The organism is Pedobacter caeni (assembly GCF_900129215.1).
Classification (GTDB): Bacteria; Bacteroidota; Bacteroidia; order Sphingobacteriales; family Sphingobacteriaceae; genus Pedobacter; species Pedobacter caeni.
In genome coordinates this window covers 1-18,474 of the sequence record NZ_FQUQ01000008.1, presented here as the reverse complement: position 1 = coordinate 18,474, position 18,474 = coordinate 1, and the positions used below count along the sequence as shown (strand labels likewise).

Annotated in this window: 19 protein-coding genes; 11 read left to right on the top strand and 8 right to left on the bottom strand. The window is 40.8% G+C overall.

The window, feature by feature from the left end; genetic code table 11:
* Positions 1-22: 22 nt before the first annotated feature.
* The 5 genes from BUC20_RS30630 (at position 23) to rfbB (ending at position 5,087) form a co-directional block, all read left to right on the top strand.
* A complete protein-coding gene (locus tag BUC20_RS30630; protein ID WP_073237731.1) occupies positions 23-1,333 on the top strand; it encodes a UDP-glucose dehydrogenase family protein in 1,311 nt (436 codons plus the stop codon).
* Positions 1,333-2,322 (top strand): UDP-glucuronic acid decarboxylase family protein, encoded by a 990-nt coding sequence (locus BUC20_RS30625; RefSeq protein WP_073237728.1) that lies wholly within the window; start codon positions 1,333-1,335, stop codon positions 2,320-2,322. Before BUC20_RS30630 ends, BUC20_RS30625 begins: the two co-directional genes overlap by 1 nt.
* A 6-nt stretch (positions 2,323-2,328) precedes the next feature.
* Entirely contained in the window at positions 2,329-3,351 is a 1,023-nt protein-coding gene (galE, locus tag BUC20_RS30620) for a UDP-glucose 4-epimerase GalE (RefSeq protein ID WP_073237725.1), read from the top strand.
* Complete coding sequence (locus BUC20_RS30615; protein ID WP_073237722.1) at positions 3,352-3,918, top strand: hypothetical protein; 567 nt, start codon at positions 3,352-3,354, stop codon at positions 3,916-3,918. It begins immediately after the preceding gene.
* Positions 3,919-4,031: 113 nt separating this feature from the next.
* The gene (gene rfbB, locus BUC20_RS30610) at positions 4,032-5,087 is read left to right on the top strand and encodes a dTDP-glucose 4,6-dehydratase (protein ID WP_073237720.1); all 1,056 of its coding nucleotides are present in this window, start codon (positions 4,032-4,034) and stop codon (positions 5,085-5,087) included.
* Positions 5,088-5,158: 71 nt separating this feature from the next.
* Here rfbB and BUC20_RS30605 read toward each other — a convergent pair whose 3' ends face one another.
* Positions 5,159-6,391 carry an ABC transporter permease gene (locus BUC20_RS30605; RefSeq protein WP_073237717.1) on the bottom strand — a complete coding sequence of 411 codons (1,233 nt, stop codon included), beginning with the start codon at positions 6,389-6,391 and terminating at the stop codon, positions 5,159-5,161.
* A gap of 118 nt (positions 6,392-6,509) precedes the next feature.
* A complete protein-coding gene (locus tag BUC20_RS30600) occupies positions 6,510-6,863 on the bottom strand; it encodes a HesB/IscA family protein (protein WP_073237714.1) in 354 nt (117 codons plus the stop codon).
* Positions 6,864-6,952: 89 nt separating this feature from the next.
* On the opposite strand from BUC20_RS30600, the gene BUC20_RS30595 reads away from it, so the two are divergent.
* The 3 genes from BUC20_RS30595 to dnaA all read left to right on the top strand — a co-directional run bounded on the left by BUC20_RS30595 (position 6,953) and on the right by dnaA (position 10,658).
* A complete protein-coding gene (locus tag BUC20_RS30595; protein ID WP_073237711.1) occupies positions 6,953-7,483 on the top strand; it encodes a DUF7935 family protein in 531 nt (176 codons plus the stop codon).
* A 2-nt stretch (positions 7,484-7,485) separates the two neighbouring features.
* Positions 7,486-9,033: an acyl-CoA mutase large subunit family protein gene (locus BUC20_RS30590; RefSeq protein WP_073237707.1), complete on the top strand. Its 1,548-nt coding sequence runs from the start codon at positions 7,486-7,488 to the stop codon at positions 9,031-9,033.
* 194 nt (positions 9,034-9,227) lie between these two features.
* Positions 9,228-10,658, top strand: a complete 1,431-nt coding sequence (dnaA, locus tag BUC20_RS30585; protein WP_073238390.1) for a chromosomal replication initiator protein DnaA — start codon at positions 9,228-9,230, stop codon at positions 10,656-10,658.
* Positions 10,659-10,745: 87 nt separating this feature from the next.
* Here dnaA and BUC20_RS30580 read toward each other — a convergent pair whose 3' ends face one another.
* From BUC20_RS30580 to BUC20_RS30555, 6 genes are all read right to left on the bottom strand, one after another.
* Positions 10,746-11,297, bottom strand: coding sequence for an NUDIX hydrolase (locus BUC20_RS30580; RefSeq protein WP_084529440.1), 552 nt, complete (start codon positions 11,295-11,297; stop codon positions 10,746-10,748).
* 1 nt (position 11,298) lies between these two features.
* Positions 11,299-11,697 carry a hypothetical protein gene (locus BUC20_RS30575; protein ID WP_073237704.1) on the bottom strand — a complete coding sequence of 133 codons (399 nt, stop codon included), beginning with the start codon at positions 11,695-11,697 and terminating at the stop codon, positions 11,299-11,301.
* Positions 11,698-11,702: 5 nt separating this feature from the next.
* Positions 11,703-12,479: a TPM domain-containing protein gene (locus BUC20_RS30570; RefSeq protein ID WP_073237701.1), complete on the bottom strand. Its 777-nt coding sequence runs from the start codon at positions 12,477-12,479 to the stop codon at positions 11,703-11,705.
* Positions 12,476-12,925 (bottom strand): TPM domain-containing protein, encoded by a 450-nt coding sequence (locus tag BUC20_RS30565; RefSeq protein WP_073237698.1) that lies wholly within the window; start codon positions 12,923-12,925, stop codon positions 12,476-12,478. Before BUC20_RS30565 ends, BUC20_RS30570 begins: the two co-directional genes overlap by 4 nt.
* A gap of 81 nt (positions 12,926-13,006) precedes the next feature.
* Entirely contained in the window at positions 13,007-13,588 is a 582-nt protein-coding gene (locus BUC20_RS30560) for a LemA family protein (protein WP_073237695.1), read from the bottom strand.
* 283 nt (positions 13,589-13,871) lie between these two features.
* The gene (locus tag BUC20_RS30555) at positions 13,872-14,438 is read right to left on the bottom strand and encodes a hypothetical protein (protein WP_143166980.1); all 567 of its coding nucleotides are present in this window, start codon (positions 14,436-14,438) and stop codon (positions 13,872-13,874) included.
* Positions 14,439-14,951: 513 nt separating this feature from the next.
* On the opposite strand from BUC20_RS30555, the gene BUC20_RS30545 reads away from it, so the two are divergent.
* From BUC20_RS30545 to BUC20_RS30535, 3 genes are read left to right on the top strand one after another with little or no spacing between them, the layout of a single operon-like run.
* Positions 14,952-16,493 carry an NAD(P)/FAD-dependent oxidoreductase gene (locus BUC20_RS30545; RefSeq protein ID WP_073237689.1) on the top strand — a complete coding sequence of 514 codons (1,542 nt, stop codon included), beginning with the start codon at positions 14,952-14,954 and terminating at the stop codon, positions 16,491-16,493.
* 38 nt (positions 16,494-16,531) lie between these two features.
* On the top strand, positions 16,532-17,005 hold the full coding sequence (locus BUC20_RS30540; RefSeq protein WP_073237686.1) for a DinB family protein: 474 nt from the start codon (positions 16,532-16,534) through the stop codon (positions 17,003-17,005).
* Positions 16,998-17,357 carry a CoA-binding protein gene (locus BUC20_RS30535; protein WP_073237684.1) on the top strand — a complete coding sequence of 120 codons (360 nt, stop codon included), beginning with the start codon at positions 16,998-17,000 and terminating at the stop codon, positions 17,355-17,357. The genes BUC20_RS30540 and BUC20_RS30535 overlap by 8 nt, the downstream gene beginning before the upstream one ends.
* Positions 17,358-18,474: the final 1,117 nt, after the last annotated feature.

Genomic DNA, 18,474 nt, shown 5'->3' with positions numbered 1-18,474 from the left:
AAAATTAAAACGTAATTAATATATGAAAATAGCTGTTATTGGAACAGGATATGTGGGTTTGGTTACTGGTACCTGTTTGGCAGAAACAGGAAATAAAGTGATTTGTGTAGATATAGATGAAGCCAAAGTACAGAAAATGCAAGCTGGTGAAGTACCTATCTATGAACCGGGTCTTGATGTATTATTTCACAGAAATATTGCCCAGGGAAGGTTGACTTTTACCACCGATCTTGCTCATGGAATTAAGGATGCACAGATCATCTTCATGGCATTACCAACTCCTCCGGGAGGAGATGGGGCAGCAGATTTATCTTATATCCTTGGCGCAGCAAAAGACATTTCTAAATTAGTTACCGAATATAAAGTCATTGTTAATAAATCGACGGTTCCTGTAGGAACAGCGGATAAAGTACAGGCGGTTTTTAAAGCGCATACTGATATCGAAATTGATGTGGTATCTAACCCTGAGTTTTTGCGTGAAGGTGTAGCGGTGGAAGATTTTATGAAACCAGACCGCGTGGTGATTGGAACAGGAAGTGAGAAAGCCCAGAAGCTGATGGCCGAATTGTACGGCCCCTATGTCAGACAAGGAAATCCGATCTTATTCATGGATGAACGCTCTTCAGAGCTGACAAAATATGCTGCAAATTCCTTTCTGGCTACAAAAATCACGTTCATGAACGAAATTGCAAATCTTTGTGAGATTGTTGGTGCTGATGTAGATGCAGTACGTAAAGGGATTGGTTCTGATGCAAGGATTGGGAAACGGTTCCTTTTCCCGGGAATCGGATATGGGGGAAGTTGCTTTCCTAAAGATGTCCAGGCCCTGGCGAAGTCAGCCGATGAAAATGAGTATAATTTCCAGATCCTGAAAGCGGTAATGGATGTAAATGAAAAACAAAAGACGGTACTGGTAGATAAACTGCTGAAATACTATAAAGGTGACCTGAAAGGCAAGCATTTTGCCTTATGGGGATTGGCGTTTAAACCGGAAACCGATGATATCCGTGAAGCTCCGGCTTTGTACATCATTGATGAATTGGTTAAACATGGTGCAACAGTAACGGCTTTTGATCCGGAAGCAATGCCTAATGTGAAACGTCTTATCGGTGAAAAGATTAATTACGTAGAGGATCAGTATGAAGCATTACAACATGCAGATGCTTTATTGATTGCTACAGAATGGTCGGTTTTCAGAAACCCTGATTTTGAGAGAATGGAAGAAGTGCTGAGTAATAAAGTGATTTTCGACGGACGTAATCTGTACGATCTGGAGAAAATGATCGACTTAGGCTATTATTATAACAGTGTTGGCCGTAAACTTATAGACTAATGGGACGTAAAAGAGTATTGATTACCGGAGCCGCAGGGTTCTTAGGATCGCATTTATGTGATAGGTTCATTAAAGAAGATTACCATGTTATTGCAATGGATAACCTGATTACCGGTGACCTCAGGAATATTGAACATCTTTTCAAACTGGAGAACTTTGAGTTCGCACACCATGATGTGTCTAAGTTCGTATATGTAGCAGGTGAACTGGATTATATCCTTCATTTCGCTTCTCCGGCAAGCCCTATTGATTATTTAAAAATCCCTATTCAGACCTTAAAAGTAGGTTCATTAGGAACACATAATTTATTAGGTCTGGCAAAAAGTAAAAATGCCAGGATGCTGATTGCTTCTACTTCAGAAGTGTATGGCGATCCGAATGTAAACCCTCAGCCGGAAGAATATTGGGGAAATGTAAACCCGGTAGGTCCCAGAGGTGTATATGATGAAGCTAAGCGTTTTCAGGAAGCGATGACCATGGCTTACCATACTTTCCATGGTTTAGAAACCAGGATTGTAAGGATCTTCAATACTTATGGACCAAGAATGCGTCTGAATGATGGCCGTGTTTTACCTGCCTTCATCGGACAGGCATTACGTGGAGAAGACCTGACCGTATTTGGTGATGGTTCTCAAACACGTTCTTTCTGTTATGTGGATGATTTGGTAGAGGGCATCTACCGGTTGTTACTGAGTGATTACGCGATGCCGGTGAATATTGGCAATCCGGATGAGATCACGATTAAACAATTTGGTGAAGAAATCATCAAGCTTACCGGAACCACTCAGAAGCTGGTATTGAGAGACCTGCCTGTTGACGATCCTAAACAAAGACGTCCGGATATTACCAAAGCAAGGGAAATCCTCGGCTGGGAGCCTAAAGTGAGCAGGGCAGAAGGACTGAAAATTACTTATGAGTATTTCAAGTCTTTACCTCCGGAAGCACTGATTAATAAAGAACACAAAGATTTTACAACCTATAACCGTTAATAAAAAATGTCTAAAATACTAGTAACAGGTGGTACGGGATTTATCGGATCACACACCGTTGTAGAGCTCTACAATGCAGGATATGATGTGGTGATTGTTGATGACTTTTCGAACTCCAATCCTAAAATCCTTAACCAGATAGAAGCCATCACAGGAAAGAAACCTGAGTTTGTAGAACTCGATTTATGTGATGAGCTGAAAGTGAAAGAATTTGTAACTAAACATAAAGACATTACTGGTGTCATTCATTTTGCCGCATTTAAGGCGGTGGGTGAATCTGTGCAACAACCACTCAAATATTATAGAAATAACTTTTACTCTCTGATCAATATCATCAATGGATTTGACAGTAAGGTGAACCTGGTATTCTCTTCTTCATGTACGGTATATGGACAACCGGATGTTTTACCGGTAACAGAAAGTGCACCGGTTAAAAAAGCAGAATCTCCTTATGGAAATACCAAACAGATTGCAGAAGAGATCCTGCAGGAAACCTGTGCAGTTACTCCTGAATTAAGGGTCACTTCTCTGCGTTATTTTAATCCGGTTGGTGCACACCATACTGCGTTAATCGGAGAGCTGCCGATAGGAGTTCCACAAAACCTGGTTCCTTTTATTACCCAGTCTGCCATTGGAAAACGTGGTCCGATTACGGTTTATGGAAATGATTATGATACTCCGGATGGAAGTGCAATCAGAGATTATATCCATGTGGTTGATCTGGCTAAAGCACATGTTGCCGCAATCAGAAGAATGGAAAGTGATAAGGCGGAGTCGAATTATGAGGTCTTCAATTTAGGTACAGGTACCGGATCTACCGTATTACAGGTGATTGAGGCTTTTGAAAAAGCAACAGGCGAAAAATTAAGTTATACCATCGGTGCAAGAAGAGAAGGTGATATTGAAAAAGTTTGGGGAGATGTAACTAAATCCGCACGTGATTTAGGATGGAAGGCTGAGCTGGATATCAATGTCATGATGTCTTCTGCATGGAACTGGGAAAAATATTTAAAAGACAACCCTTTCTAGATGTTATTAAGCGAGCATAAAGACCTTAAGCTGGAAATAAAATCCCTTCCTGAAAAGGAAAAGGACAAGCTTTTGCTCAGGTTGATCGCCAAAGACAAGATCTTAACGGAACATTTGCATTTTAAATTGCTGGAAGATGAGCATGATCTGGTAGACAGGCAGGAGAAGTTGAGAGATCGTATTGATCTGGAAATTGCCGAACTGTTGTCGAACAGAAAGATGAATGCAAAAGATGCTTTGTTGAAAATGAGAAAGCTAAATGGAAGCATTACCCATCATTTTAAAGTGACAAAAGATCTGAACACTGAGATGGAGTTAAGGATACATCTTTTCAGAGGAGTACCAATTGATTTTAATGAGGGTGTTTTTTCTCCTTTGCATAAATTCAATGAAAAGCTCATGATCTATTTTGCAAAATCTGTTCTTTCGGTGTTTAATAAATATCAAAAGATGCATGAAGATATTCAATTTGATCTGAAAGCCGGTTTCAATGAGGTGCTGACAAAGTTATATACTTACAAAACAGCTGCTGTAGCAGCAGAATTAGGCTTGCCTAAGGAAATTTAATAATGAAATGAACCGGGTTTGCGAGCTCATGAATACCATTGAAAACAATAAATGTCAGTGAATAATACAAGGTCGTGATTGCTTCATAACCCTTGAAAAACAATTATATTCCAATGAAAAAGAAAATACTGATAACGGGTGGCGCGGGATTTATTGGCTCGCATGTCGTTCGTCGCTTTGTAAACAATTACCCGGAATACGAAATACTGAACCTGGATAAGTTAACCTATGCAGGAAACCTGGCTAATTTAACAGATATAGAGCATCAACCTAACTATCGCTTTGTAAAAGCAGACATCACCGATGCTGTTGCCATGAGTGAATTGTTTGAACAGGAAAACTTTGATGCAGTGATTCATTTGGCTGCAGAATCGCATGTAGACAGATCTATCTCAGATCCAACTGCTTTTGTGATGACCAATGTAATTGGTACAGTGAACCTTTTAAATGCGGCCAGAGAGCACTGGAAAGGAGCTTATGACCTGAAACGTTTTTACCATGTTTCTACGGATGAGGTATACGGTGCATTAGGTGAAACAGGGATGTTTACTGAAGCTACAGCTTATGATCCACACAGCCCATACTCGGCATCGAAAGCGTCTTCAGATCATTTTGTAAGGGCATATCATGACACTTATGGATTGGATGTAGTGATCTCTAATTGTTCCAACAATTATGGATCTCATCATTTTCCGGAGAAATTGATCCCCCTTGCTATTAACAACATTAAAAACAATCAGCCTGTTCCGGTTTATGGAAAAGGGGAGAATGTCAGGGACTGGCTTTGGGTGGAAGATCATGCAAGGGCAATAGATGTTATTTTTCATCAGGCGAAAACCGGAGAGACTTATAATATCGGTGGGCATAATGAATGGAAGAACATCGACCTGATTCATCTGTTGTGTAAGATTATGGACCAGAAGCTGGGCAGAAATGAAGGGGATTCGGCAAAACTGATTTCCTTTGTAACGGATAGGGCAGGACATGATTTGCGTTATGCGATTGATTCTTCTAAATTACAAAATGTATTGAACTGGGTACCCAGCTTGCAATTTGAAGAAGGACTGGCAAAAACGGTCGATTGGTATCTGGAGAATGAAGAATGGTTATCGAATGTTACTTCAGGAAACTATAAAGCTTATTACGACACTCAATACGAGGGTAGGTAATCTCGTTTGGATATACAAAAGGGCATCTTTTTTAGAAAAGATGCCCTTTTTTTATGGGAATGTGTTTCGTGTTATTCGTATCGGAGTGCTTCAACAGGATCTAATTTGGATGCTTTTTTTGCAGGATAATATCCGGACAGGATACCCACCAGAACGCAGAGGACAAAGCCACCAAAGATCCACAGCCATGGAATAATAAACGCACCACCCATGGCCAGGGATATGATGTTGCCTATCGATATTCCGAGAAAGATTCCAAATGCCCCCCCCATCAGGCAGATCATCACGGCTTCAATCAAAAATTGTTTTCTGATGACGGCAGGATTTGCACCGATTGCTTTCCTGATCCCGATTTCCCGGGTACGCTCTGTTACAGAAACGAGCATGATGTTCATCAGACCAATAGAAGCTCCTATAAGCGTTATCCCGCCAATTGCTATTCCACCCCAGACTACATATTTTAGATTTTCAAACAGTGTCTGCGCAATGGCATCACTTTTTGTGATCTCGAAATTGTTCGGATCTGTAATTTTAACTTTTCTGATCTTCCTGAATTCAGCTGTCGCTTCTCCGATAATCGTTTCCTGAAGGTCATTGCTAGGAACCATTACCGTAATGGTATAGGAAGGGTTGGCATTAGAGTTAATGAGCTTTGCTTTCAGCAAGGGAACGTACACCGCTCTATCGCCGCTAAAGCCCATACTCTGGCCTTTTGACGACAACAGTCCGATTACTCTGAGCCGGTTGTTACCAACGTTTATCACCTTATCAATTGGAGACTGTCCCTTAAATAACTTCTCACTTACTTCACTACCCACAATACAGACGTTACTGCCCTGGAGGGTTTCTGTCTGACTGAAATTTCTTCCCAGCGCGAGCTGAAGGCCCTGAGAATTCAGTCCATTCTCATCCACTCCCTGTATATTAATGTTTGGATTGGTCTTTTCTGTTCCGTATTTGATGGTTGAGCCAAAGCTGGCGCTTACACTGATGGCTACAGTGGCTGGAGTCTTTAGGCGTTCTTTAAAAGAAATGGCATCTTCGTAACGGATAGTTTTAAAAGGCTTGGGTCTTTTTCCACCTCCACCTATCCGGATGCCTATACCACGGTTTCTGATGGTGAATGAATTGGCCCCCATACTCGAAAAGGCTTCGGTCATACTTTTCTTAACCGCGTCAAGAGTGGTTAAAATTCCTACTAAAGCAGATAAGCCTATCGCAATGATCAATGCCGTAAGCATCGTACGTAATCTGTTACTCTTTATGGATTGGATGGCAATTCTTACGTTCTCTGTATAGGTCATTCTTTAGGAAATATAATGCTTTATAGGGTAAAAATAAAAAGTCCCGTTGTTAAGACAACGAGACCTCTTATAATGTTACAAAGGAACTCTAAATAAAGTTCATCAGAACGAATACTATCTATGCAGAGAAACTGGTTCCACAACCACAGGTACTGGCTGCATTTGGATTGTTAAAGGTAAATCCTCTCGAATTTAAACCATCCTGCCAATCTACCTGCATTCCCATTAAATACATCTGATGGGCTTTGTGCATAAACACTTTAATTCCATCAATTATAAATTCCTGATCTCCTTCTTTTTTTTGATCGAAACCTAAAACATAACTCATTCCAGAGCAACCGCCACCTTCTACTCCTACACGTAAGCCGAAGTCTTCAGCGATTTCTTGTTGGTCTTTTAACTTAAAAAGTTCTTTTACAGCAGTTTCTGTAAAGGTAACTGGTGCAAATGCCGTATCAACTGTATTACTCATGTTATTTAAAATTAGGAAGAACAAATATAAATAAAATGTACATTTTTGTCGGTGTTATTCGCTAATTATTACGGAATTCAAACAAAGAAATGAACATAGAATCTTTATTAACCGAAACGGCAGCACTGTCGATCGCCGGAGTAGTTACCGTTTCTGTTGGTTATTATCTGGTTAAAGGTGATATTCAGACCTGGTTCAGGTTAAAATCTGCAGGTCAGCCACAAAACGAAAAAGCACAGCTTTTGCCTTTACGTTTGCAGGCGCATGAACGTTTGATAGTATTTATTGAGCGTATTAATCCCTCGAATTTGTTTCTCCGCCTCCACCATCAGGGCATTGCAGTGAAAGATTTACAGTCGCTGGCCTTAAATGAAATCAGGGCCGAGTATCAGCATAATGTAACGCAGCAGCTTTATGTGACTGAAAGTACCTGGAATGTGATCCGGAAATTAAAGGACGATACTTTGGCGATGGTGAGTAATGCCGCGAAAGACCTGCCGGAGCATTCGACAGGAATAGACCTGAGCAGAAAAGTGCTGCAACACATGGCCGGGATTGCCGACAATCCTTACGAATTGACCCTTGATCTGATTAAAAAGGATATTCATCAGTTATTTTAATTATGGAAGATAAAAAGTTTACGACTACCTCAGGTATCGAAATCAAAGAAATATATACCAATGCTAAACCGGTAACAGAACTGCCGGGAGAATTTCCATATACACGTGGAATTCAAAAAGACATGTACAGGGGGCGTTTATGGACCATGCGTCAGTATGCGGGATTTTCCACTGCCGAGGAATCCAATAAGCGGTACCACTATCTCCTTAAACAGGGAACAATGGGTTTATCGGTTGCATTTGACCTTCCTACACAGATCGGATACGATTCAGATCATGAAATGTCTGAAGGTGAAGTAGGGAAGGTTGGGGTAGCGATCGATTCTTTAAAAGACATTGAAATATTATTTGACGGAATAGAACTTCAGAAGATCACCACTTCAATGACGATCAATGCAACTGCCTCGATTTTACTGGCGATGTATATTGCATTGGCCAGAAAACAGGGGGCAGATATCAGACAGATTTCGGGAACAATTCAGAATGACATCCTGAAGGAGTATGCGGCTAGGGGAACCTATATCTATCCGCCAAAAGCCTCGATGAGGATCATCACGGATATCTTTGAGTATTGCAGTAAAGAGGTTCCTAAATGGAATACCATCTCTATATCCGGGTACCATATCCGTGAAGCGGGTTCTACGGCAGTTCAGGAACTTGCTTTTACATTGGCCAATGGAAAAGCTTATTTAAATGCAGCTTTGGAAAAGGGGCTGGATATCAACGTCTTCGCAAAACGTTTGTCGTTCTTCTTTAATTGCCATAACAATTTCTTTGAAGAGATTGCTAAATTCAGGGCAGCGAGAAGAATGTGGGCAAAAATCACAAAAGAACTTGGTGCAACTGATGAGAAGGCGCAAATGCTGCGTTTTCATACACAAACCGGAGGCTCTACGTTAACGGCACAGCAACCTTTGAACAATGTCATCAGGGTGACCAACCAGGCAATGGCTGCGGTGCTTGGAGGGACACAGTCGCTCCATACCAATGGTTACGATGAAGCACTTTCTTTGCCTACTGAAGCAGCTGCCAAAATCGCTTTAAGGACACAGCAGGTGATTGCCTTTGAGAGTGGGGTAACTGAAACGGTTGATCCCCTTGCCGGATCTTATTTTGTGGAAAACCTGACGGACGAAATCGAAGCTGCAGCTCAGTTGTATATTGATAAGATTGATGCCATGGGCGGATCAGTGAACGCGATAGAAAACGGCTACATTCAGAACGAGATCGGAGATGCTGCCTACCAGTATCAGGTGGAGATCGAAGCAGGGACAAGGGTGATTGTTGGGGTGAATAAATTCACTCAGGAAAAGGAAGGAATCAATGATGTTTTTACCATCGATGAATCCATCCGGACGATACAAACTGACAAGCTGAAAAAGCTCAGATCTGAGCGGGATAATGCGGCTGTGGAAAAAGCTTTGAAGGATCTGGAGCTTGCTGCAAAAGGAACGGAAAATCTGATGCCCTATATTCTGGTCGCTGTAGAGGCTTATGCCAGCCTTGGAGAGATCGCTGATGTCTTGCGTAGTGTTTTTGGAGAGTATTAAAAAGAATGTTAAAAAATAGTTATCCACACAATAAATTCAGGTTAACTATGGTATGTTACTGATGTTTAGGTGCTTGCCAATTAAATTCAAATTAAGTTTTTTTTGTTGATAATTTTTTGAATATTCGATATCTCGAATCAGCATGAGTTTTGTGTTGTTCTCGTCGCAATAAACCAACAAATTATATTATGACAATGGAAAAAACTTGTACCGAAGTATGGAAAAACTGTCTCCAAATCATAAAGGATAATATACCGAATCAAAGTTTCAAAACCTGGTTCGAGCCAATATCCGCTCTCAAGTTGGATGGCAAAGTTTTAACGATACAGGTACCTAGTTTATTCTTCTATGAATGGCTGGAAGAGCATTATGTTGGTTTGCTCCGAAAGACAGTCAAAAAGCAGTTGGGGGACGAGGGAAGATTGGAGTATAATATTGTGGTGGATAAGTCTTCAAACAGCGGTTCTCCCTATACCACCAATATGCCCAGCAATGGGAACGGGGCAGAGGCCAAATTTCAGTCCATGCCCATTCCGGTGTCCATAAATAAAGACATTAAAAATCCCTTCATCATTCCCGGATTAAAAAAACTCACCGTTGATCCTCAACTGAATTCCAATTATACTTTTGAAAACTATATTGAAGGAGATTGTAACCGTCTGGCGCGCTCTGCGGGCTATGCTGTGGCAGCGAAACCAGGTGGGACATCATTTAATCCCTTGATGATTTATGGGGGCGTAGGATTAGGTAAAACGCATCTGGCACAGGCGATTGGAAATGAGATCAAAAGAAACATGCCTGATAAACTGGTCATTTATGTTTCCTGCGAAAAGTTCTGTCAGCAGTTTGTGGATTCACTGAAAAATAATACAATTAACGATTTTGTTAATTTTTACCAGGCTATGGATGTGATCATCATGGATGATGTACATAATTTTGCAGGTAAAGAAAAGACTCAGGATATCTTTTTCCATATTTTTAATCACTTACACCAATCTGGTAAACAGGTAATTTTATCTTCAGATAAAGCACCCAAGGATTTGGCCGGATTGGAAGAGCGCTTGCTGAGCCGTTTTAAATGGGGGCTTTCTGCAGACCTTCAGATTCCTGATCTGGAGACCAGAATCGCCATCCTGAGAAAGAAGATGTATGCCGATGGGATTGAACTTCCTAACGAGGTGGTAGAATATGTAGCCCATAATATTGATAACAACGTGAGAGAGCTGGAGGGAGCAATGGTTTCTTTACTGGCCCAGTCGACCTTAAATAAAAAAGATATTGACCTGAACCTGGCGAAGCAAATGTTGAAAAACTTCATTAAAAATACTTCCAAGGAGATTTCAATGGAATACATTCAGAAACTGGTTTGTGAATACTTTGAGGTCCCTGTAGATATGGTGAAATCACCAACGCGGAAACGGGAGATCGTGCAGGCGAGACAAATTTCAATGTATCTTTCAAAAAGTCATACCAAATCATCTTTAAAGACCATTGGTGCTTTCTTTGGCGGAAGAGACCATTCTACGGTCATCTATGCTTGTCAGACGGTCGAAGACCTGATTGATACGGATAAAAAGTTTAAGGGTTACGTTCACGACATTCAGAAGAAATTAAAAATGAGTTAGCTGCACCTGTCTCATTTAAACATAAAAACCGGGTAAGTTCTGCTTACCCGGTTTTTTATTTTTTGTTAACGCTGTTGCTTGCTAAATCTACCGGATAGCTTCCAGTTTCAGTAATCCGTAGAATAGCGCTGAAGCGTGTAACGACTGGTCAATTTTATTGTCTATGAGCAGTTGTTTAACTTCCGGGATGCTATATTTCTCTACATTGAGGATCTCATGTTCATCTAAATGTTGTTCCTGAGTTTTAACTCCCCCGGTTAACAGGTAGGTGTAAGTCACATTGTTTGCTGTTGCCGGATTGGGATAAAGGGTTGCGATGAGTTCTAAAGTTTGAAAAGAATAGCCTGTTTCTTCCAGTAACTCTCTTCTGACTGCATCTTCTGGTTTTTCATCGCCATCAATCACCCCACCTGGAATTTCAAGAGAAATGATGTCTCCTGCATGTCGGTATTGCCGGACCATGATGACTTCGTTGTCTGCGGTCAGTGCTACTGCATTCACCCAGTTTGGGTATTCCAGTACAAAATAGTCGTCTTTTACAATTCCATTTTGAAGGTCACAGGTATCTACACGTAAGGTTGCCCATTGTTCTTTAACCAGATATCTTGAGGATAGCTTTTGCCACTTTAATATTTCCATGTTAGGAGTTCAGGTATTGTTGAACCTTTTTTTGACGGTCCAGATTGATCATGCTGACGATGCGATGTTTCACCTCGAGCGTTTGATAGATTAATATAAGTTTTTCTGCCAGGGCATCATTTCTCTCCGAAGGCAGGGAAGGATTGAATTCTGCATATAGAAACTGACTCAGCATCTCCAGCTTTTCTGCCGGAAGTGCGGAATCAGTAATTAAAGGTTCAAATTCATCGTTCTGTTTTGAAAACAATTGTGCTTCAGTGATTCCAAATTCTTTTAATAAAGATTCCAGGAATAGTTCTTCTGCTTCTTCTTGTTTTCCTTCCAGCTTGAGTCCCATTATGCGGGCAAGTACCTGAGCAAGCTTTTGAATTTCCGCTGTGATTAAGTCTTTTCTATACATATGATTTACCAGCTACCGCTACTACCGCCACCACCAAAACTACCACCACCGAATCCGCCAAAGCCTCCGCCGCCGCTGCTGCCTCCGCCTCCCCAGCCTCCGCCACCACCGGAACTTCTTCCTCCGCCAAGTAACATACTCCAGAAAAGTGCATCTGCGACACCACGGCCACCAATGACCTGGCCTCCGCCGCCGCCGCCGCCACCTCTTTTAAGGATAATGATCACGACAACCACAATGATGATGATAATTAATATTCCTGAGGCTCCGCCTCCTGACTCTCCCTTTTTAGGTTTGTCATTTTTATACTCTCCTTTGGTATAACGGATAATGGCATCGGTCCCCGCTTCTAATCCTGCATAATAATCGCCGGTTTTGAAGTGTGGTTTAATGTCATTGTCTATGATTCTTCTTGCATATAAATCTGGGAGTGCACCTTCTACACCATATCCGGTTTGAATAGAAATTTTTCTATCACCGAGGGCCACAACAATCAATACTCCATTGTTTTTTCCTTTGTTTCCAACTCCCCATTTTCTACCCAGTTCCAATGCATATTCACTGATATCGTATTCTCCAACTGATTTGAGAATGGCAATGGCAATCTGTGTAGAGCTGGAATCATCAAAAGCAACGAGTTTTTGTTCCAATTGCTGCACTTCAGTGGCACTTAGTGTCCCGGTATAGTCATTAACGAGCTTGTTGGGTTTCTCAGGAAAGTCCTGTGCAAATCCAATGGTAGAAATTAAGGTAAATAGTAAAGCTATGATGGATTGCTTCATGGCTTTACCGCTTTATATTGATCCATAAAAATGATTTCATTCGGTAGCTCATTGATATCCCCACCTTGAAAAGGAAAGAATGAAGCTAGTTTTTCGCCAGCAAGGACGATGCCTGCAATGATTCCCTGAACCAGGTTGCCACCAGAAAAATGAGCTTTCATGGCTACTTTTGTCGTTTCCCAGAAGTCGGGTGGTACAACTTTATTGATACCGCTATCGCCAATGATGGCAAACTTATGGTCCACATAAGCGAGGTAAATAAGAACCCCGTTGTGTTTAGACGTTTTTTCCATTCCCAGTTTTGAGAAATAAGACGTTGCTTTTTCAAATGCATCGCCTTCGCAGTGCTTGTCTACTGCAATTCTGATTTCGCCGGAAGTTGCTTTTTCAGCTTCTGAAATTGCGTTGGCGATTAATTCTTGTTCTTGTTCTGTGAATATTCCCATGATAGGATTATTTGATAAAGATAAGGGTAATACATGTTTGTTATTTAAACACGCATTACCCTTAAATGTTGTGATGGTATTCTAGAATTCTACTTTTGGTGCTTTCTCAGCACCGGCTTCAGCTTTGAAACCTGCTTTTTGACTGAATCCAAACAAACCTGCAGTGATGTTATTTGGGAAAGACCTTACTTTGGTATTGTAAACCTGTACAGATTCATTGAAATCTTTACGGGCAACACCAATTCTGTTTTCTGTTCCTGCAAGTTCAGCAGAAACATCTCTGAATTGTTCTGTGGCTTTTAATTCAGGGTAGTTTTCAGTAACCATTAGTAAACGTCCTAAGGCCTGGCTTATTTGCCCTTGTGCAGCCTGATATTTTTCTATATTCTCCGGAGTCAGTTTATCTGGGTCAATAGTTATTTGTGTTGCTTTAGCACGGGCTTCTGTAACCTGTGTTAAGGTAGATTGCTCGAACTTTGCAGCACCTTTAACAGTATTTACAAGATTCGGGATTAAATCCGCACGTCTCTGGTATTGAGTCTCTACCTGGTTCCATTTTGCCTTAACATCTTCATCTAGTTTTACCAAACCGTTGTAACCGCATCCGCTGATGGCTACAAATACGACCAAGATGGCAACTATTGCTAATACTGTTTTTTTCATAATTTCTGTTTTTAGTTGAACTGAAATTTGCCTGTTGCTGGTTTCAGTTTTTACGTTCTGTTTTTCTAAGTGTTAATTTACACATTAGAACTCAATTTCCGTTCCTTTGTTACGAATACGTATAAAAACCTGACAGCTTTTTACAAAAAGTCACCAAAAGTACGTTTTTATCCCTTGGAACGGCCCTTTTGTCAGTCGCTAAAAAGATGATGATCAATAATTGTCCTAATAAAAAAGGATCCGAACGGGGGTCCGGATCCTTTTAAAAGTGCTAATTTTGTTGTTAATTACAATCGAGGCATCTCCATTCTACGATACCATCACCAGAGCCAAAGCGCCACATGGTGTATTTTTCGATATCAATAAGAAAGTTAAGCCCATTTTGTGTTGCGTTGACAGTACAGCAATTGTCTTCGCAGTCATTGTCAGAACATCTATCATAGACTTTGGCGTCGATCGTCTTGTTTCCTTGTCTGATTCTAAGTGTTTTTAGTTTGTATTTTGCAGCATCTTTAGAATGGATAGAGATGATGTTGTTGGCTTTTACCCAGCTTTCCGGTTTAACCCCGGAAATAAAGGCGAATTGCCCGGCCCATAAGCAACCATTGTATTTTATACACTCCTCACTTCCCGGGTCAGGGTAAGATTCGTAATTGGTTAGATTGGCTTTGTTCCATACTTCTGCTTTTGCGGAAACATTTTGTGCTGAATTCTTTTGAAGTCCTGATTCTACGCTTTCAGGGGTAGCGGAATCCGAGTTTTGTTTGCAGGAAGTGGCGACGAACATTGCAGCCACGACGATGAAAAGCAGCTTTGCTTTTACATAGATTTGATTTTGGTAAGTTTTCATAAATTTTGTTTTGGGATGATTTATTTTATGTTTATTACTTATTTAGCACTTTTAATAAACATATTTAAATATACCAATAATTCAGTTTCATGAAGCCCGTTTGCTTTTGGGCGGTTTGGATAAGTACTTTTAAATCAACTTAATAATCGCCCTGAGAAATGGAGTGTTTTTAATAAAATTCAGGTTGGATTTTGTGCCATTTAAAGGAAGGATCAGATTTGAAACCAGCTTGTAATAATGGTGTTACATAGCTGAGGCGCCTCATTTTTGGAGTTAGGGTTTTGTTGGAGCAATTGATCCTGTGTAATTATTAAAGGACTGAACTCTGTTTCTTTTCTACACCCAAATGCATATTTATGGGGTAATCGGGGAGACATTTATGCCAATATGATAGAGTACTTTTTTCGCCATTGATCAGAGTCGGAACGCTATTTTTCAGGTTGGCCTGCTTCTGAAATCCTTCAGGATTTGCGTACCTTTGTTGCAGTTCAGGATAAAAACCTGACATATTTTATGCAAAAGGAAATAGAAATTACCCTTGCTCCGGAAGATGTGGGGCAGGAATCTGTGCTAAAGAAAAGTCTTTCTGTAGCTTTAAATATAGACATCTCAAAAATAAAAGGGCATCAGATTCTTAAAAGATCTATTGATGCCCGTTCCAGAAAGGTAATTTATCGTTTGCAGGTCCGGGTCTTTATCGAAGAAGAACCGGTAACTGAAGTTTTTGCTGTAAATTATCCAAATGTCAGCAACAATAAGCATGTAATTATTGTTGGTGCAGGACCGGCAGGTCTTTTTGCTGCTTTGCAATGCATAGAAAACGGATTAAAGCCGATTGTGCTGGAGCGTGGTAAAGATGTAAAACAAAGGAGAAGGGATCTGGCGGCAATCAATAAGGAAGGCATCGTAAATACGGAATCTAATTATTGTTATGGAGAAGGAGGGGCAGGGACCTATTCTGATGGTAAACTGTATACCCGTTCTAATAAGCGTGGTGATATCAATAAGGTCTTACAGATCTTTGTGGAGCATGGTGCTACAGATGATATATTAGTCGACGCCCGCCCGCATATTGGTACAAATAAACTTCCACACATCATTACTGCGATCAGGGAACGCATCCTGAGTGCCGGTGGTGAGGTTCGCTTTGATCAGAAGGTCACAGATATCCTGGTTGACTTTGGCAAAATAAAAGGAGTGGTGGTGAATGGGGAAGATCAGCTACTGGCTGATTCAGTGATCCTGGCGACGGGGCATTCGGCAAGGGACATCTATGAATTGCTGCACCAGAAAAATATTTTGGTGGAAGCTAAGCCATTTGCATTAGGGGTAAGAATCGAACATCCCCAGGCGATTATAGATGCAGCACAATACCATTGCGACATTAGAAGTGAATTTCTGCCTCCGGCTTATTATAGTTTGGTGGAGCAGGTAGGTAGCAGAGGGGTGTTTTCTTTTTGTATGTGCCCGGGTGGAATTATTGCGCCTTGTGCGACTTATGAGAATGAAATTGTAGTGAATGGCTGGTCTCCATCCAAAAGAAATAACCCTTTTGCAAACTCCGGTACAGTGGTGCAGATTACGCTGGAAGATGTCAAAGGGGAGGATCCTTTGAGGATGATGCATTTTCAGGCAGAGATCGAAAAGACTGCTTTTCAGCTTGGTGGTGGTAATTTGGTAGCTCCGGGGCAACGAATGGTAGATTTTGTGGAGAATAGGATTTCAGTAGATCTCCCAAAGAATTCTTATTTGCCTGGTACTAAAAGTGTGATGCTTAAAGAAACACTTCCTGATTTTGTGGCCTCAAGCCTAAGAAACGCCTTGCCGCTTTTTGGGAAGAAGATGCGGGGCTATTATACGAATGAAGCTATTCTTGTTGGTGTGGAAAGCAGAAGTTCATCGCCGGTGCGTATTCCAAGAGATAAAGAAACCTTTCAGCACCCTCAGGTAGCAGGTTTATTCCCTTGTGCGGAAGGTGCAGGTTATGCTGGTGGAATTGTTTCCGCTGCAATTGATGGGGTAAATTGTGCGAATGCTGTTCTAAAATACATTTAGTAGAAACAGATTTAAAATTAGTTTGTTTATCATATCATATGATCGATTTTGCTAAGGAATTAAGAAAGGCATATGATGGTGATGCCTGGCATGGTAATAACATCTCTACTGTTGTTGCTTCAGTGAAAGTAGCACAAGCTTTTACGCATCCGATCCCTGATGCGCATTCTATTGCGGAATTAGTGTTGCACCTGAGTTCCTGGACGGAAGAAGTGATTTCGAGGTTATCAGGGAATTTACCTAAAGAACCATTGAAAGGGGATTGGCCGGTTCCGGCGCATCAGACTGATGAATACTGGGAAGTCATTGTGAATGATTTTGACCGTATAAATGAAGATCTGTTGGCTTTGGTAAATCAATTTTCTGAAGAACAATGGTCTGCTGAATTGTTTACCGGCCCAATGCCAACAAGGACCTTGAGTCATTTTGAATTGTTAAACGGTTTAATCCAGCACCATGCTTATCATGCAGGGCAAATCGCCTTGCTGTCGAAATTTAAAAATCATGAGTAATACCTTAATTATTGGGGCTTCCCCGAATCCGATGCGCTATGCCTATAAGGCTGCTCATATGTTGAAAGCAAAAGGACATCATATTATAAATGTTGGAATCAAAAAGGGGGAGGTTGCCGGAGTTGCTATAGAGCAACCTGGAATCCTTCATCAGGATATAGATACCATTACCTTATATGTAGGAGAAGAAATACAGCATTCTTATTACGATTATATCCTTCAGACAAAGCCAAGAAGAGTGATTTTTAATCCGGGAACAGAAAATCCGGAACTGGAAGAACTGTTAAGTAAAAATGGAATAGAGCCGGTGGAGGCCTGTACCTTGGTTTTACTGTCTACAGGACAATACTGATCGGCTTTAATTGTTGCAGGATTATATTTTATTTTTATACTCATTCAGGTTGATGATTCTGTTTCCTGAGGGGTTGCTTCCTGAATTTATTCTTTAGCTGCTGTTTAACTGTCTTTATTAAACTACTTGCTGTGTTTACACTTTAATATTAACATTCTACCTGCTTGCGGGAAGCCTTGTTTTATGCTCCACATTTACTCGGTGCTTACCCGTCTTTAACACGCTTCTGACCGAGTCTGCACCGAGTATAGACCGAGGTTAGAGCTGGTATCGGTAAAACCTTTCCCGAAGCCATCTCGAAATGAGATTTTCCGATTGTCTCCCTGACTGGCCGTTGTCATATTACGGATATAGGTTTACATCATGTCTGATCCTGAGAAGAGTTTGTAACAAATATTCCTGAATGACCTTTACATAGTCTATATACAATGGCTATACGCTCCGTAGATTCTCCGGGGTTGGAAGGTAATTGAGAGGTATCTGAGTAGTTGTTGGAAGGCTGTTTAACCTTTCAACTACCTCTCAATTACCTTCCAACTCCCTCTCAACTACCTCCCAACCTCGGGCTATATATAGATAGTATATATACTGTCTTATACTACAATAAGTTTTTACTGTTTTCGGAAGGTTAATTTGTGGCCTGCGCCTTTCCGCTATGTTATATATGATCTATTTCTTCCCGAATCAGGTTCTTTGCTGGCGTTTACCCTTCCTTTTTCATTGATTTGACCTTGGTGTATATTTTACGTTAAGTTCGGGTGAAGTTTTTGTGCTTGTAAATCATGTAGTTAGCGGTACGATACAATTATAATGGTAAGATTGTTTTGAGAACGGTTAAATTTTCCTACTTTTGCATCCCGCTTCGGAGGAAGAGAAAGATTGAGAGTGATAAAGAGAGAAGGATTTGAAAGATTGCAGTAGAGATAAGTCAGACGTTGTTTTGGCGGTTTAAAGACCAAGAAAAACAAAATAAAAAAGTTTCAAAAAAAGCTTGACAATAACAAAAAGATTTCTACCTTTGCAGTCCCAACAAAAACGGGAGTTACCAAACGGAGTTTAGTAACAGAAACAAAAGACTGAAACGATCAGCAATTCAAAACTGAAACCAGGAACATTA